Raw genomic sequence first — 15,700 nt, 5'->3', positions numbered from 1 at the left:
ACAACTTGTCACATCTAAACATAGAAAAATGAAAAAAATAGTCTTTTTAATTGCGCTAATTAGTATGTCTACAGCAGTAATGGCGCAAACAAAGAAAACCAAAGAACGCGCTGGGAAAACCTCAGAAGATAAAGTGTTTCCAGTGGAACAAGCATTTCCAAAGGAATATGTGGGAATCTATGCTGGAAATCTCAATATTTCAGATGCTTCTGGCGTGATTCAAAATGTGCCGATGGAATTAGAGATTAAGCCGACAGAAGACCCAAAAAAATATGATTATACCTTATCGTACATCGTTTCAAAGAAAAGAGACGAACGTAAATATACTTTAGTTGTGGTTGATCCTGAAAAAGGCATCTACGACTTGGATGAAAATAACGGAATCGTGCTGAGGGCAAATTACATGCGTCAAACACTGTTTAGCACTTTCGAATTGAACAATAGAATTTTGAACAGTCGCGTAGAATTTAACAACGACGGACGCGTATTTTTTTCAATAACAGTTACAGAAAAAGCAGAAGCTAGAAAAACAGGAACTGAAAAATTACCTGTGATAAGCTATAATACGACGGTGATTCAAAAAGCAGCGTTGCGCAAAGTAGAACGCGATTAGCAAAAAACTGACAAAAATTCATATTCATAAAAACCTCGCTTATTTGGCGAGGTTTTTGTATTTTTAAAAGAGTTAAAACAAAAGAATATGACATTTGATAATGGATATTTGCTCCTAGCAGGTGCAATCATGTTAGTAAGTATGTTTGTGAGTAGTAAACTGAAAAGTAAGTTTGCGTTTTACTCCAAACTACAACTACGCAACGGAATGAGTGGTGCCGAAATTGCCAAAAAAATGCTGATGGATTACGGAATTAGAGATGTAGAAGTAATTTCAACACCAGGAATGTTAACCGATCATTACAATCCGCTAAAAAAGACGGTAAATTTAAGTGAAGGCGTATATCATCAACGGAATGCCGCGGCGGCTGCAGTAGCTGCGCACGAAGTAGGACACGCGGTGCAACACGCCAAAGGCTATGAATGGTTGCAAATGCGCTCCAAATTGGTGCCGTTGGTGAGCATTGCTTCCCGATTTTCACAATGGGTAATTTATGGTGGAATTGCGTTAATAGCGAGTCAACAAGCCACTGGCGGTTCGGACGTTGGAGAAACGATTTTAATCGTTGGTCTCATCATGTTTGCTTTGGGGACGTTGTTTAGCTTTATCACACTTCCTGTAGAGTACGACGCAAGTAACAGAGCCTTACTTTGGTTGCGCGATAAAAACATGGTAACCTCAGAAGAATTTGACGGCGCACAAGACGCGCTCAAATGGGCAGCTAGAACCTATGTAGTTGCAGCGCTCGGTTCACTAGCAACCTTGCTGTATTTTATGCGCTATTTGGGTAGGGATTAAATTTAAAGGCTAAAAAATAAAAGAAGCTGTTTTTAAAAGTTAGAAATTCGTCAAATTAAACGTGATTTTTTCACATTGAGATTGAAAATTAGTATCATGAGATTCTGAGTCAAGCTCAGAATGACGTTTCGAATAACTTTTAAAAACAGCTTCTTTTTTAGATGATGTAAATTATGTTGCAGATTAAAAAATCACTACTTCCAAAATTTCCACTTACTCTTTGATTTTTTGGGCTTTTCTTTTGCAATTAGTGCTTTTATATACTGTTTAATAATTTTTTGATATTCATGATTTGATAACGATTCCATGATGAATTGTTCTTCATCTATAGGGTGTAGTTTTTCTTTAATTTTTGGCAGTTCTATAAAATCTTCGTAATCAAACTTAGCCAAATGTTCATCATTGCGAAGAATGATGCAATCAGCCTTGATAAGTAATAAACGAAAATTTGGTGCTACCGAGATAAAACTTTGTGTGCCTTCAATAAAATCTGCTTCCATCAAAGTTGGTACGTGAATATCTTTCTGTATATCTTCTATAAATTGAAGTTGTTTGATATCTTCAACAATATTTTTGGCAATCTCAGCTTCGGTGAGATGTTGCTCGTTTGTGAGTTTTTGTAACATCTTTTCACCAAAATAATAAGCTCTTTTACAGCCGTTTAACTGTACCGATGAAGAGTGCTCTTGTATAATATGAATTAGAGCATTGATGCCATACGATTCAATTTCTTGCGCCCATTTTTTTGTGTACTCTTCCTGTAATCCATCTGCAGAAAAGATTTCACCAAGTTCGTCAGTAATATCGCTATTATTCAATTCACCCAAAGCCAAAGCGACTCTAGTGGCCAAATAATAATCCGTTTCGCTGGCTCCAGTATTTAATTCAATATCATATTCGTCATCATCTTTCGTAATGACAACACCTCTAGATGATTCCAAAGGAATATAAAGTTTTGAAAACCCTTGAATGATTTCGTTTTTTTCTTTCTCATAAGCAATGGCTACCTGTTTGGGAACATACTTATTTGTTAATACTTGAGAAAATGTAACAGGTGTATTGTTTTTTACGTAAAAGTGAAAGCTCATGATGGAATTAATTAAAATTACACTTTAATCTGACGATCAATTTGCTGATTTAAGGAAATAAAAGTTTCTGTTCGCGAAACACCTTTGATGGTTTGAATTTTGTGATTTAAAATGTCCATCAAATGCTCGTTGTCTTTGCATAAAATCTTAATGAGTAACGACCAATTTCCCGTAGTGTAGTGACTTTCCATCACTTCTGGAATTTCATTCAATGCTTTTACAGCATCCGGATTTCGCATGGCTTTGTCTAAATACACACCAATAAACGCCATCGTTTTATAACCCAATACTTTCGGATTGATGACAAATTTAGAGCCTACAATCAGTTGTACTTCTTCCAGTTTTCGCAAACGTTGATGCACCGCAGCACCGGAAATCCCAATATCGCGCGCAATGCTTAAAATTGGAGTTCGGGCATCTTGCATAAGCGCACGCAGAATCTTTTTGTCAATTCCGTCAATTTCTATTTGTTCATTAATTACTTTCATGCTGCATTTCTTATAAAGTGATAGCTCAAAAGTAGTTTTTTTATATAAATTTCAATTTAAAATTGAGGTATTTAACGAAATTGAAGGTTTTTTTGATAATAGATTGAAAGATTGAAAGATTGAAAGATTGAAAGAAAATCAAAAATCGTCAATCGTCAATCAAAAACCGTCAATCAAAAACCCTAAACCGAATCATGATTATACCCAAAATACGGCACTTTCTTTTCAATAAACTTAATTCCGAAAGTTTCCAATTCGTCCAAAATAGGTCTATACACTTCCTTGGTAATCGGCAATTGCACGCCTGGCGTGGTGATTGCTCCATTAAGAATTTTTAAAGCTGCAATAGCAACAGGCAAGCCAACAGTTTTTGCCATTGCCGTATAGGTTTGATCTTCGCCTAAAATGACCATTTTTGAATCAATTTGATACTTTTCGCCATCTTTTTCGTAGCCAAACTTATGGTACATCACAATCATGTCTTTATCGTCTGGCGCCAAGGTCCAACTATCCATCAATATTTTTTGAAGAATTTGTGCAGGTGTTGCATTTTTCAAGCCTACTTTTTTATTTGGGTTGAACAAATCCAATTCGAGCAACTTTTCCCAAAGCGTATCATCTTGATCAATTTTCAAGTTATGACGCATTTTCAATTCTACAGAATCAGTCGGACTGTACGGCAAAAAGGCATTCACAAAATCACGATAGCTCATGTCAGCGGAGTTTTCCATGATGTAGCTATCATCGGTCATTCCTAAAATCACAAACATTTGCCACGCTCTTGAAAAGCCAACTCTTCGTATCGTTCCGCGATATAAAGTCAATACATCGTCCAAACCATACACACTTCTATACTTTAAAGAATCGCGATTTGCGTATGCTTCAAACTTTCCGTATCCTTCCACGTTCAAAAATTCTGTTCTGCGGAACAAGCGGTTGTACGGAATATATTTATACGTTCCTTCTTGAATAAATTTCGCTGTGCCACCTTGTCCTGCAAGTACCACGTTTCTTGGATTCCACGTAAATTTATAATTCCACAAATTGGTGTCACTTTCTGGAGCAACCAATCCGCCCGTAAACGATTCAAACAAAATCATTTTTCCACCATTATCGCGAATGCGGTCAATCACTTCCATCGCACTCATGTGGTCGATACCTGGATCTACGCCAATTTCGTTCATAAACACCAAGCCTTTTTCTTTTACAGCCTCGTCCAATGCTTGCATTTCTTCACTAATGTAAGATGCTGTGACCATGTTTTTACCATACGAAACACAATCTTTGGCTACTTCGATATGAAAACGCGCAGGCAACATCGAAATCACAATTGAAGCTTCTTTAATAGCGGTTTGACGACTTTCTTTATTGAAAACATCCAACTCAATAGCGGAAGCATTCTCGTGATTGCCAACGAGTTTTTTGGCACTTTCAAGGTTGATATCTCCAACAGTAATATGTAATTTTTCGGTATGACTTTTATCTAAAAAATATTTAATAAGGTACGAAGCAGATTTTCCTGCACCAATAATTAAAATGTTTCGCATAGTAAGTTTTGTTGCGTAAATTTGTAAAACGACAAATATAACACGAATGTAGTGAAATGTTACATTTATAAAAATAACTTCGTCAATTATGAGAAAAAAAATATTGATTACAGGAGCAATTTTAGGTTTACTAGCAGTAATATTAGGTGCTTTTGGCGCACATGCACTCAAAAAAGTGTTAACAGTTGACCAACTTGCGTCATTTGAAACGGGCGTTCGGTATCAAATGTATCATGCATTTTTCTTGCTTTTTGTGGGAATGTCCAATGTAGTTTCACTAAAAATGCTCCGACTTATATATGTATTTGTGTTATGGGGAATTCTATTGTTTTCAGGCTCTATTTATCTTTTGGCAACAAAAGACGCAACAGGTATTGATATTACTAGCATAGGATTCATTACGCCAATTGGTGGTGCCTTGTTAATTATTGGATGGATAACTTTGGGCTTAAATTTTTTCAAGCTTAAAACAGAGAAAATCAGTTAAAAAAGGAAGACTATCTAAAAATATTTATACTTTTGCCCTTTACAAAAACACAACAAGAGTTAAAAGTTATGACGAATAACACCTTCTCAACGAAAACGATTTCGTTAAATCAGTACGGAATCAAAAATGCAAAAGTACACTACCAACTTTCCTCAGAACAACTTCATGACGAAACGATACTTAAGGGACAAGGGATTGAAACTTCCTTTGGCGCTATCGCAGTAAATACTGGAGAATTTACTGGAAGATCTCCCATGGATCGATTTATCGTGAAAGATAGTATTACAGAAGATAAGGTTTGGTGGGGAAAAATTAATATTCCTTTCGAGCCTGATGCTTTTGACAAACTATACGACAAAGTTGCTGCGTATTTATCCGAAAAAGAAATATATGTTCGTGATGCCTACGCGTGTGCTGATGAAAATTACCGATTGAACATTCGTGTGATAAACGAATATCCTTGGAGTAACATGTTTGCGTATAACATGTTTTTACGTCCAACAGAAGAAGAATTGAACGATTTTGAAGAAGAATGGCTCGTTGTCAATGCGCCAGGTTTCATGGCAGATGCAGCCGTTGATGGAACGCGTCAGCATAACTTTGCCATTTTAAATTTTGAAAAGAAAATTGCCCTAATCGGCGGAACAGGCTATACAGGAGAAATTAAAAAAGGAATTTTTTCTGCGTTGAACTTTGTTTTACCAGTTTTCAAAAATACCTTGCCAATGCACTGCAGTGCAAATGTTGGAAAAGAAGGCGATACCGCTATTTTCTTCGGATTGTCTGGAACAGGAAAAACAACCTTATCTGCAGATCCAGATCGCAAATTAATTGGAGATGATGAACACGGTTGGACAAACGAAAATACAGTGTTCAACTTTGAAGGCGGTTGCTATGCAAAAGCCATCGACTTGAGCGAAGAAAACGAACCAGAAATTTATCACGCTATCAAAAAAGGAGCAATTCTTGAAAATGTTGTGTTAGATGAAAACAAAAACGTAGATTTCTCCGATACTTCTATTACTCAGAATACGCGTGTAAGTTATCCAATTTATCATATAGACAATATTCAAGTGCCTTCTATTGGAAGAAATCCTAAAAATATATTTTTCTTAACGGCTGATGCGTTTGGTGTATTGCCTCCAATTTCAAAATTAACTCCGGGGCAAGCTGCGTATCATTTTATTTCAGGATATACGGCAAAAGTTGCAGGAACAGAAGCGGGAATTGATGAACCTGTACCAAGTTTCTCTGCGTGTTTTGGTGCGCCATTTATGCCTTTGCATCCAACGAAGTATGCAGAAATGCTGAGTAAGAAAATGCAAGAAGCTGGCGTAAATGTATGGCTTATTAACACAGGTTGGACTGGTGGTCCTTATGGTAAAGGAACGCGTATGAAATTGAAATATACTCGTGCCATGATCAGTGCTGCTTTGGAAGGTAAACTTGACGATGTAGCCTATCAAATACATCCAATTTTCGGATTGGCAATCCCAAAAGACTGTCCAAATGTGCCAAACGAGGTGTTAAACCCAATTGATACATGGCATAGCGCTATTGCATACAATTCAAAAGCGAGAGAATTGTCAAAAGCTTTCGAAAAAAACTTTCAGAAATTTTCGGCGTATGCAAGTGATGAAATTATGGCTGGCGGTCCTATAGGCTAATAGCAACGAAACAATAACCAACCCAAAATAAAAAGCGTATATCTGTGATGGATATACGCTTTTTAATTGTTGTTAATTTTTTGAAGAGTGTTTATTTCTTATTCACTTCGTCAATATATTTTGCTAAAGCCATCGTCATGGATGGTGTTTCAGGCGTTGGTGCTTTAATGTCTACTCGCAATCCAGCTTCGGTAGTTGCTTTGATAGTAGAATTTCCAAATACGGCAATACGCGTGTTGTTTTGTTCAAAATCAGGGAAGTTTGCCAACAATGACTTGATTCCTGACGGACTGAAGAACACTAAAATGTCATAATACACATCGCGTAAATCTGACAAGTCACTCACTACAGTTTTATAGAAAATTCCGCGTTCCCAACTAACATTTAGTGAATTCAACATTTCCGGAACAGCAGGTTTCAATGCATCCGATGAAGGCAACAAATACGTTTCGTCTTTGTATTTTTTAATTAACGGAGACAACTCTTGAAACGTACGTTTCCCAACATAAATTTTACGTTTTCTGTACACTACGTATTTTTGCAAATAATAAGCCACAGCTTCCGACTGACAAAAATACTTCATGGTATCAGGCACTTTAAAGCGCATTTCCTCAGCTACTCTAAAAAAGTGATCTACCGCATTTCTACTTGTTAAAATGATAGCTGTAAACTTCGTTAAGTCTATCTTTTGGTGACGCACCTCTCTTGCACTTACACCTTCAACATGTATGAATGGTCTAAAATCAATCTTTACTTTTTGCTTATCAATAAGCCTTGAGTAAGGTGAGTTCTCAATTTTTGGTTCCGGTTGAGAAACTAAAATGGTTTTGACTTTCATAACCTTTATTTTATATGTCGCGTTATTCAATTAGTAATTTATAGATAACTAAATAAGGGGCAATTTCAAGTGCGCAAAGATACAAAATAAAATAAAACAACTTGCTGATAATCAATTTTTGATAATTCTTTAGTAGAAGAAATAATACTATGAGATTATACGATAGAAAAATGATAATTACTGAGAAAAATACAATCTTATGTTGATAATCGTAATACACAAGTACCAAGTTAACAGGAATCAATAGCAGCCCAAATAAATTTCGAGCGTTAATTTTATGGAAATTATAGGCATCAATATAGGGTTCAATTTCTAAAATAACGGCTATAATTTTCTCTAAAATATATCGAATTATCACAAAAAATAAAATGAAGGAACTAATTTTCACAAACAAAAACTGCGCGTCAACTAAATATGGGCGAAAAAAAGTGACCGCTATATACCCAAAAATCGAAAAAGAAATTACCTGCACCAAAAACAATAATGAGGTAAATGTATTGATGGTTTTTTCTTGTTTTGCTATCGCCTGATTTTGATATTCATTCGAAAAAAGAAACCCTAAAAAAAGCGCAAACTTCTTCCGAAATAACAAACGTGTCACCACAAGCAAACATAAGGTTGTGACAAACAACAATGTAAGCCAATCGTTAGAAATGACGGTTCGTTCTACAGAAGTAAACATTTGGTAAAATTAGCAAGTATGTTAAATAATACATAAAAATTTAGGACAAAATACCGAACACAATGGCAAAACCTATAATTTGTGTACTTTTGTTATGCCAGATAAGCTTTAAAATGATTGATGCAAAATTTGAATTATAGTTTCTTTAGATGAAATAGAAAACATAAGCATAGCTTTAGTTACGCTTCTTTTTTATATTGAAATATAAAGGAAATAGAAACAAATTTAATCGGTTATTTTAAAGTTTATTTGGTATTATTTTAATTTTAGAAAATGTCCGACGCAATTGTAGTCATACCCACGTATAACGAAATTGAAAATATTGAAGCTATTATTGAAGCCGTTTTTGCGCAAAAAAGGGCATTTGATGTTTTGGTTGTGGACGATAATTCTCCTGACGGAACGCACAAAAAAGTACAAGAACTCCAACAAAAATATTCTTCGCGATTATTTTTAGAAGTTCGAAACGCCAAAACAGGATTGGGAACCGCATACATTCATGGGTTTCGTTGGGCATTGGCGCGCGACTATGAATACATTTTTGAAATGGATGCCGATTTTTCACACAATCCAGCAGATTTGGAACGGTTGTTAGCAGCTTGTGAAAATGAAGGAGCTGATGTCGCCATTGGTTCTCGCTATGTAAAAGGTGTGAATGTGGTCAATTGGCCTATGAATCGGGTGTTGATGTCGTATTTTGCGTCAAAATATGTGCGTTTCATTACCCGAATTCCAATTCACGATACAACTGCAGGATTTGTTTGTTATCGCCGAAAAGTGCTAGAAACTATAGGTTTGGATAATATTCGTTTTGTGGGATATGCGTTTCAAATTGAATTAAAATTCAAAGCGTGGAAACTCGGTTTCAACATCAAGGAAGTTTCCGTTATTTTTACCGATAGAACCAAAGGAGTTTCTAAAATGGACAGTTCGATATTTTCGGAAGCTTTTTTCGGAATTATCAAAATGAAAATCAGAAGTATGTTTACCAAAACCAAACGTCATGCATAAAATACTACTCAAAAACGCACAAATAGTTAGCGAAGTCGAAATAAAAACAGCAGATATTCTCATAGAAGGCGAACGTATTGCCAAAATAGGAACGAATCTTTCTGACGAAAGTGCTGAAGTAATAGATATTGCAGGAAAGCATGTATTTCCGGGTGTTATTGACGATCAAGTGCATTTTAGAGAACCTGGTTTGACATATAAAGCGAATATCGCAACCGAATCGCGCGCGGCCATTGCGGGTGGAATTACCTCTTTTGTAGAAATGCCAAATACGAATCCGCAAACAACGACAATAGAAAAACTTCAAGAAAAATTAGACATTGCTAAAAACACCTCGTTTGCCAATTATTCGTTTATGTTTGGTGGAACGAATGATAATTTAGACGAAATTTTAAAAGTAGATACTACACAAGTTGCAGGGTTGAAACTATTTTTAGGTTCTTCTACAGGAAATATGTTGGTAGATGACGAAGCCGTGTTGGAAAAAATATTTTCAAGCACAGACATGGTGATTTCGGTGCATTGTGAAGATGAAGATACAATTCGAAGAAATTTAGCAGAATACACAGAAAAATATGGTGATGATATTCCAATTGAATACCATCCAATTATCAGAAGTGAAGAGGCGTGTTTTTTATCGTCTTCTACCGCGATTGCATTGGCAAAAAAAACGGGTGCGCGTTTGCATGTTTTTCACTTATCTACAGGAAAAGAAACGCATTTGTTTGACAATTCCATTCCGTTAGAAGAAAAGAAAATTACGGCAGAAGTCTGTATTCATCATTTATGGTTTTCGGATGAAGATTATAAAACGAAAGGAACGCATATTAAGTGGAATCCTGCGGTGAAAACAGCCGATGACCGAGCAGAATTGTGGAAAGCGTTGTTGGATGATAGAATTGACGTCATAGCTACCGACCATGCGCCACATACCTTAGAAGAAAAGGCAAATCCGTACACAAGTGCGCCATCGGGTGGGCCGTTGGTGCAACATGCGTTAAACGCGATGATTCAAGCACACAAACAAGGAAAAATTTCGTTGGAAAAAATGGTGCAAAAAATGTGTCACAATCCAGCGCGATTGTTTCAAGTAAAAGACAGAGGTTTTATCAAAGAAGGTTTTTATGCCGATTTGGTCGTAGTTGATTTGGAGCAATCGTACACGGTTTCTAAAGAAAACGTATTGTACAAATGCGGTTGGTCGCCGTTTGAAGGAACGAAGTTAGATTCTGTCGTAACGCATACATTTGTCAATGGAAATTTGGCGTATCACGAAGGGAAATTCGCTGAAAAACGTCACGTAAAACAATTAGAATTCAACAGATGAAAACATACATTCTTAGCATATTAGCACTTTTAGTTTTGGTTGTTTCTTGTAGAGAAGAAGCGGTGCCAAAGCCAGATGATTTATTGTCTAAAGAGCAAATGGCAGCCATTTTGTACGATGTTACGTTGGTAAATTCCATCAAAGGAGTAAACAAGCAAAAACTAGAAGACACGTATCTGCATTTAGATTCGTATTTGTATGCAAAGCACGAAACAGACAGTTTGCAATTCAAGCGAAGTAACGATTATTACGCGGCAAATCCGACAAAGTATTTTGAAATTTACGGCATTGTGCAAGCCAAACTAACCAAAGAACGAAAAAAAGTAGGAGAAGCGCTCGAAGCAGAACAAAAGCGACGCGATTCTATTCAAGATGCCAAAAAAATACAACGTTCCAAAATTGATAAAGATTCTTTAGCAAAGAAAAAACCTGAGTTTACCAGAGTGCGAGGAGATAAGTAAAGACGCTCTATGATTGATTTTTGTAGCGTTCACTCACACGCGCAATGCTTTCTTCCAACGGCGTAAATTCAAAACTCAGTTGTTCCTTTACTTTACTACTGTCATACACCATTTGCGACTGAATGGATTTTGCGGTCAATCGTGTCAAGCGACGGCGTTTTCCTGTGAATACTTGTCGCCACCAATCCAATCGCCACGCAATTCCCAATAAAAACGCACTAGCTTCTTTTTGTGGTGGAGTTACATTGAGTGCTTTTGCGGTAGTTTTGGAGAATTTTTCCACCGTCCAATTATCAGCCACCAAAATAAAACGTTCACTTTTTATAGAACTATTCATCAATTGAATCATGACAGAAACGACATCTTGCACATCTACATACGCCAAAATTCCTTTGGTATAATACTTTAACCCTTTGTCAATTTTTCGAAACAGCGAACCACTTCCGCCGCCACGCCAAAATCCTGCACCTAAAATAATTCCAGGATTTACAATCACAATGTCTAAGCCTTCTTGCGAACCGCGCCACACTTCCATTTCGGAACCGTATTTCGAAATCGCATACACATTATTATCAGCTTCAGCATTCCAATGCGTTTCTTCTGTAATAGGAATGTTTGGGTTTTCCGTTTCGCCAATCGCAGCAATAGAGCTGACAAAACAGAGTTTTTTCACGCCATAGGCAATGCAAAAATTCACGATATTGGCAGTACCTTCAATATTTACTTTACGGAGTTTTTCAAACAATTTCGGGTCAAAAGTGACCAATGCTGCCACATGATACACGTGCGTAATATCAGGAAACGATTCCTCCAACGCTGGCACATCGGTTACATCGGCTTTGCGCCATTCAATCTTATCAAAAAAAGAAGGAACATCATCAAAATAATAGCCAAATACATTCTTTACAGTTTCCAGCTTTTCTTTCGTTCTATATATTGCTCGAATCCGTGTTTCCGTTTTCGCCAAATGCGCTAGTAAATGTGCGCCTACCAAACCTGTTCCTCCCGTAACTAATATCATGCTACTAAAATAAACTTTTTTCTTTTCATTTTTGTAATGTAAATTATCTTTAAATCGTCAAGAGTGGCTTCTTCTTTTCCGCAGTGTAGCAGGGGTTTTTCGTTAAAAATTTCTGAAACCATGGAAGAAATTTAGAAAAACTCCTGCGGTTTTGGTTTTTCTTTTAAGAGAAAAAGCAAAAACACCTCTGGAAATCAAAGATTCATGAGTTCCTTTATTTAAAATAGAAAACTCACGAACTAAAAGTGCCCTTTCTTTTGTTTCTTTTCTTTGGGCAAGCAAAGAATAAGAAAGTAAAGTACTGAAATTGAGTTTTTTTGTATTTTGTTTTCTAGAGGAGAAATAATTTTTTTTGAATAAAACTTATATAGAACGGACGTTTTATATCTTTGCGGAGCTTTAAAAAGAATGTACAAATGAATAGCAATTTAGTAGAAGAATTACGTTGGAGAGGAATGGTACACGATATCATGCCTGGAACTGAAGAACAATTGACCAAAGAAATGACGACGGCGTATATCGGATTTGACCCAACATCCGATTCCTTACACATTGGAAGTTTGGTGCCTATTATTTTGTTGATGCATTTGTATAAAGCTGGACACAAGCCAATTGCATTAATTGGCGGTGCTACAGGAATGATTGGCGATCCTTCAGGGAAGTCGGATGAGCGTAATTTGCTGACAGAAGATATTTTAAATAAAAACGTTGCGGGAATCAAGCGTGTATTGTCTCGCTTTTTAGATTTTGATTCGAATGCGGAAAATGCGCCAATTTTAGTGAATAATTACGATTGGATGAAAGATTTTTCGTTTATCGACTTCGCACGTGATGTTGGAAAACGAATTACAGTTAACTACATGATGGCAAAAGATTCTGTAAAGAAACGTGTAGCTGGTGATGGCACAGGAATGTCGTTTACAGAATTTACATACCAACTCATTCAAGGGTACGATTTTTACCATTTACATAAAGAATACAACTGTTTGTTGCAAATGGGCGGTTCTGACCAATGGGGAAATATTACCACAGGAACCGAATTGGTGCGCAGAATGAACGATGAAGCTGCCAAAGCCTACGCAATGACCTGTCCGCTAATTACCAAAGCAGACGGTTCTAAATTTGGAAAAACGGCTGGCGGAAATATTTGGCTAGATGCGGATAAAACGTCGGTGTATAAGTTTTACCAATTTTGGATTAATACCAGTGATGAAGACGCTGAAAAATACATTAAAATCTTTACATTTTTAGATAAAGAAACGATTGATTCTGTGATTTCAGAACATAAAGAAGATGCTGGAAGAAAGTTATTACAGAATCGTCTTGCTAAAGAAGTTACCTTATTGGTGCATGGAGAAGAAGCTCTTGAGAATGCGATGAAAGCATCACAAATTCTTTTTGGAAGAAGTACTTCTGATGATTTAAAACGGTTGGATACACAAACCTTATTAGATGTTTTTGAAGGTGTGCCACAGGCAGAAATTGACCGTGCTGATATTGAAGAAGGCTTGGATATGATTGGCGCGTTGGCTGCCAAAACCAACTTTTTGGCATCTAACGGAGAAGCACGAAGAGCGTTGAAGCAAAATTCAGTTTCAGTAAATAAAACTAAGGTAAAAGAGGATTATAAAATCACTACAGACGATTTGATTGATGATAAGTTTGTTACGATTCAACATGGTAAAAAGAACCAGTTTTTGTTGATTGTTACGTAGACTCGCTTCGCTGTTAGAGTCTAGACCGCTTTGCTGCTAGATTCTAGATGTGCTTTGCGTTTAGATGGTTAGATTTCTGGGCTGTTAGAATTTTAGCTATTTGTGAGAAGCTGAATCAAGTTCAGCTTGACGAAGTGCATTTTCAAATTTACACATTAAAATAGCCGTCATTTCGAGTGATTTTTTGTAGCGGAGCGGAGAAAAATTGTATCGAGAAGTGCTTTGAAAAATCACTCAATCTGACGATGACAATATTTTACAAGAGATTCAAAAGTCATTGGTACATTTTCAAATTATCACATTGATACATTAAAGAAAACTACCCTTCTACATTTGGCAATCGGTAGCTTCTGTACGCACCGTAAACTCCGAAGAGTGATAGTACTAAAATGATTCCTTCTGTAGAAATTAATGATACCAACGCGCTCAATCCGCCCGTAATGATTAAAATGATTCCGATGATGGTATTACTGACTGATACATAGTTTGTTCGGTCGTTTCCAGTTGCCATGTCTACTACATAGGTTTTTCGTCCCATACGAACGCCTTCATGCGCAATTCCTAAAATGAAAAAGGCAATTGGGTAGAGCCAATTGGCATCGCGGAAGGTTTCCACGAAAGTGATGATACAAAAAATTAAAATTCCCAATCCGGAAGCAATTAACACTGCAATTGCCATGACATTTTTACTCGATTTATCGGCAAGTTTTCCCCAAATGGGCGAACTGATGATAGAAGCAATTCCTTTCGCGATGATAAAAAGTCCTAATAAATAACTCTCTTTCCCAACATATTTCTGCGCAAGCAATACATAAAACGGCGCTGTCAATGCAGAACACAGTAATAGCGAACGCGCTATGACAAAATTTCTAAATTGAGTATCTGTTTTAAGTAAACTGAATTTTGAGAGGATACTATTTCCTTTAGAAGCTTCTTTTTTGCTAGTGGTTTCGCCTGGAAATTCCTTAATTTGAACATATACTAGCGAAGCAATCAACCACATAGCTGCGGCAAAGAAGATTAAATAGCTGTAAAAGGTGATGTCCGCATCTTCTTGGGAAGTGTATAAAATGTAAATTCCGACCGCTAAAACTAAGATGCCAGCAACGGAAGTTGTATAGCCTTTTAAACGTCCACGACGGGTTTTTGGGATGGCTTTTCCTGTAATATCTTTGGAAGATAATGATGATAAACTTCGGGAAATACTAAAAATAATCACAGCAATGATAATGAGCCAACCTGCGGTAGCGCCTTCAAAATACAGTGCAATTACACCGATAGAAGCAATAGCGATACATTGAAAAATGGCGCCTACAATCCAAATCCATTTTCGGATGGCTTTGGTGTTGACATACGATGCCAATGCAATTTGTGGAATCATAGAACCCGATTCTCGTATCGGAACAATCATACTGATAAGATATACGGGCGAATTCACATAACTCATCAACCACGTAAGTACAGTTTTTGGATTGCTCATCGTATCACCCAGTTTGGTGAGTACGTTGCTGATTAAGATTAAAAAGTAATTTTTTGGCGCATGTTTGCAGGCATCTTCTGTGATGTCGGTACAGACACGTTCTTCTTGTTCGTTGTTGACGTATCGATATAGTTTTTCGAACATATAGTTTGGAGGCTTTTGCTATAAAGATACGGTTTTTTTAAAGCTAAAAATAAAACTCCAAATACGTGTAGGAGGAACATATTTGGAGTCGAGGTATTAAATAACGTGAGCTCGATATAACTATTTTATTATGCAACTGATTGCTAATAGATTATACTCAATGTCAAATCGAGCATTATCGTAGATACCGAGCATAGCTCATGAGATTCCTTTGAAATTATCAATTCTTAGCTGTTCTCGAATGCGCTCCTGACAATTAGTTATTTCTCAATGAATTATGAATTGTATAGTGATTTCTTAAGTCGAACTCACGTTAAATACTAAACTAATAAG

At 36.6% G+C, this 15,700-nt stretch carries 15 protein-coding genes; 8 read left to right on the top strand and 7 right to left on the bottom strand.

All coding sequences use genetic code 11. The features are described from left to right. Positions 1 to 28: 28 nt before the first annotated feature. Together C8N46_RS17730 and C8N46_RS17725 are read left to right on the top strand one after the other, a co-directional pair. On the top strand, positions 29 to 613 hold the full coding sequence (locus C8N46_RS17730; protein ID WP_146169871.1) for a hypothetical protein: 585 nt from the start codon (positions 29 to 31) through the stop codon (positions 611 to 613). 87 nt (positions 614 to 700) lie between these two features. Then, complete coding sequence (locus tag C8N46_RS17725) at positions 701 to 1,411, top strand: zinc metallopeptidase (RefSeq protein ID WP_108116446.1); 711 nt, start codon at positions 701 to 703, stop codon at positions 1,409 to 1,411. A gap of 194 nt (positions 1,412 to 1,605) precedes the next feature. Here the strand turns inward: C8N46_RS17725 and C8N46_RS17720 are convergent, their stop codons facing one another. The 3 genes from C8N46_RS17720 to C8N46_RS17710 form a co-directional block, all read right to left on the bottom strand. Continuing rightward, on the bottom strand, positions 1,606 to 2,499 hold the full coding sequence (locus C8N46_RS17720; protein WP_108116445.1) for a DUF4299 family protein: 894 nt from the start codon (positions 2,497 to 2,499) through the stop codon (positions 1,606 to 1,608). A gap of 17 nt (positions 2,500 to 2,516) precedes the next feature. Then, positions 2,517 to 2,987, bottom strand: coding sequence for an Lrp/AsnC ligand binding domain-containing protein (locus tag C8N46_RS17715; protein ID WP_108116444.1), 471 nt, complete (start codon positions 2,985 to 2,987; stop codon positions 2,517 to 2,519). Between the two features lie 182 nt (positions 2,988 to 3,169). Further along, positions 3,170 to 4,534, bottom strand: coding sequence for a saccharopine dehydrogenase family protein (locus tag C8N46_RS17710; RefSeq protein WP_108116443.1), 1,365 nt, complete (start codon positions 4,532 to 4,534; stop codon positions 3,170 to 3,172). An 88-nt stretch (positions 4,535 to 4,622) separates the two neighbouring features. Between C8N46_RS17710 and C8N46_RS17705 the strand changes: the two genes are divergently transcribed. Together C8N46_RS17705 and pckA are read left to right on the top strand one after the other, a co-directional pair. Next, the gene (locus C8N46_RS17705) at positions 4,623 to 5,021 is read left to right on the top strand and encodes a DUF423 domain-containing protein (protein WP_108116442.1); all 399 of its coding nucleotides are present in this window, start codon (positions 4,623 to 4,625) and stop codon (positions 5,019 to 5,021) included. A gap of 68 nt (positions 5,022 to 5,089) precedes the next feature. Next, on the top strand, positions 5,090 to 6,688 hold the full coding sequence (gene pckA / locus C8N46_RS17700; protein ID WP_108116441.1) for a phosphoenolpyruvate carboxykinase (ATP): 1,599 nt from the start codon (positions 5,090 to 5,092) through the stop codon (positions 6,686 to 6,688). 91 nt (positions 6,689 to 6,779) lie between these two features. On the opposite strand, the gene C8N46_RS17695 is transcribed toward pckA, so the two are convergent. Together C8N46_RS17695 and C8N46_RS21080 are read right to left on the bottom strand one after the other, a co-directional pair. After that, on the bottom strand, positions 6,780 to 7,526 hold the full coding sequence (locus tag C8N46_RS17695) for a uroporphyrinogen-III synthase (protein WP_108116440.1): 747 nt from the start codon (positions 7,524 to 7,526) through the stop codon (positions 6,780 to 6,782). Between the two features lie 22 nt (positions 7,527 to 7,548). After that, a complete protein-coding gene (locus tag C8N46_RS21080; RefSeq protein WP_108116439.1) occupies positions 7,549 to 8,208 on the bottom strand; it encodes a DUF4271 domain-containing protein in 660 nt (219 codons plus the stop codon). A 273-nt stretch (positions 8,209 to 8,481) separates the two neighbouring features. Here C8N46_RS21080 and C8N46_RS17685 point away from each other — a divergent pair, with 273 nt between their 5' ends. From C8N46_RS17685 to C8N46_RS17675, 3 genes are read left to right on the top strand one after another with little or no spacing between them, the layout of a single operon-like run. Next, positions 8,482 to 9,219, top strand: coding sequence for a polyprenol monophosphomannose synthase (locus tag C8N46_RS17685; protein WP_108116438.1), 738 nt, complete (start codon positions 8,482 to 8,484; stop codon positions 9,217 to 9,219). After that, positions 9,212 to 10,546 carry a dihydroorotase gene (locus tag C8N46_RS17680; protein ID WP_108116437.1) on the top strand — a complete coding sequence of 445 codons (1,335 nt, stop codon included), beginning with the start codon at positions 9,212 to 9,214 and terminating at the stop codon, positions 10,544 to 10,546. Before C8N46_RS17685 ends, C8N46_RS17680 begins: the two co-directional genes overlap by 8 nt. After that, positions 10,543 to 11,007 (top strand): DUF4296 domain-containing protein, encoded by a 465-nt coding sequence (locus C8N46_RS17675; protein WP_108116436.1) that lies wholly within the window; start codon positions 10,543 to 10,545, stop codon positions 11,005 to 11,007. The genes C8N46_RS17680 and C8N46_RS17675 overlap by 4 nt, the downstream gene beginning before the upstream one ends. Positions 11,008 to 11,014: 7 nt before the next feature. Here C8N46_RS17675 and C8N46_RS17670 read toward each other — a convergent pair whose 3' ends face one another. Beyond that, the gene (locus C8N46_RS17670; RefSeq protein WP_108116435.1) at positions 11,015 to 12,028 is read right to left on the bottom strand and encodes an NAD-dependent epimerase/dehydratase family protein; all 1,014 of its coding nucleotides are present in this window, start codon (positions 12,026 to 12,028) and stop codon (positions 11,015 to 11,017) included. A 416-nt stretch (positions 12,029 to 12,444) separates the two neighbouring features. Between C8N46_RS17670 and tyrS the strand changes: the two genes are divergently transcribed. After that, positions 12,445 to 13,743, top strand: a complete 1,299-nt coding sequence (gene tyrS, locus C8N46_RS17665; RefSeq protein WP_108116434.1) for a tyrosine--tRNA ligase — start codon at positions 12,445 to 12,447, stop codon at positions 13,741 to 13,743. A 319-nt stretch (positions 13,744 to 14,062) separates the two neighbouring features. On the opposite strand, the gene C8N46_RS17660 is transcribed toward tyrS, so the two are convergent. Further along, positions 14,063 to 15,367 (bottom strand): MFS transporter, encoded by a 1,305-nt coding sequence (locus C8N46_RS17660; RefSeq protein WP_108116433.1) that lies wholly within the window; start codon positions 15,365 to 15,367, stop codon positions 14,063 to 14,065. Positions 15,368 to 15,700 lie beyond the last annotated feature (333 nt).

Source organism: Kordia periserrulae (assembly GCF_003054265.1).
GTDB classification, from domain to species: Bacteria; Bacteroidota; Bacteroidia; order Flavobacteriales; family Flavobacteriaceae; genus Kordia; species Kordia periserrulae.
The sequence above is the reverse complement of the archived record's forward strand: the minus strand, read 5'-3'. Positions and strand labels throughout refer to the sequence as shown.

Bases quoted from the DNA above. Each gene is read 5' to 3' on its own strand.
- C8N46_RS17730 (WP_146169871.1), top strand. From the start codon at position 29: ATGAAAAAAATAGTCTTTTTAATTGCGCTAATTAGTATGTCTACAGCA.
- C8N46_RS17725 (WP_108116446.1), top strand. From the start codon at position 701: ATGACATTTGATAATGGATATTTGCTCCTAGCAGGTGCAATCATGTTA.
- C8N46_RS17720 (WP_108116445.1), bottom strand. From the start codon at position 2,499: ATGAGCTTTCACTTTTACGTAAAAAACAATACACCTGTTACATTTTCT.
- C8N46_RS17715 (WP_108116444.1), bottom strand. From the start codon at position 2,987: ATGAAAGTAATTAATGAACAAATAGAAATTGACGGAATTGACAAAAAG.
- C8N46_RS17710 (WP_108116443.1), bottom strand. From the start codon at position 4,534: ATGCGAAACATTTTAATTATTGGTGCAGGAAAATCTGCTTCGTACCTT.
- C8N46_RS17705 (WP_108116442.1), top strand. From the start codon at position 4,623: ATGAGAAAAAAAATATTGATTACAGGAGCAATTTTAGGTTTACTAGCA.
- pckA (WP_108116441.1), top strand. From the start codon at position 5,090: ATGACGAATAACACCTTCTCAACGAAAACGATTTCGTTAAATCAGTAC.
- C8N46_RS17695 (WP_108116440.1), bottom strand. From the start codon at position 7,526: ATGAAAGTCAAAACCATTTTAGTTTCTCAACCGGAACCAAAAATTGAG.
- C8N46_RS21080 (WP_108116439.1), bottom strand. From the start codon at position 8,208: ATGTTTACTTCTGTAGAACGAACCGTCATTTCTAACGATTGGCTTACA.
- C8N46_RS17685 (WP_108116438.1), top strand. From the start codon at position 8,482: ATGTCCGACGCAATTGTAGTCATACCCACGTATAACGAAATTGAAAAT.
- C8N46_RS17680 (WP_108116437.1), top strand. From the start codon at position 9,212: ATGCATAAAATACTACTCAAAAACGCACAAATAGTTAGCGAAGTCGAA.
- C8N46_RS17675 (WP_108116436.1), top strand. From the start codon at position 10,543: ATGAAAACATACATTCTTAGCATATTAGCACTTTTAGTTTTGGTTGTT.
- C8N46_RS17670 (WP_108116435.1), bottom strand. From the start codon at position 12,028: ATGATATTAGTTACGGGAGGAACAGGTTTGGTAGGCGCACATTTACTA.
- tyrS (WP_108116434.1), top strand. From the start codon at position 12,445: ATGAATAGCAATTTAGTAGAAGAATTACGTTGGAGAGGAATGGTACAC.
- C8N46_RS17660 (WP_108116433.1), bottom strand. From the start codon at position 15,367: ATGTTCGAAAAACTATATCGATACGTCAACAACGAACAAGAAGAACGT.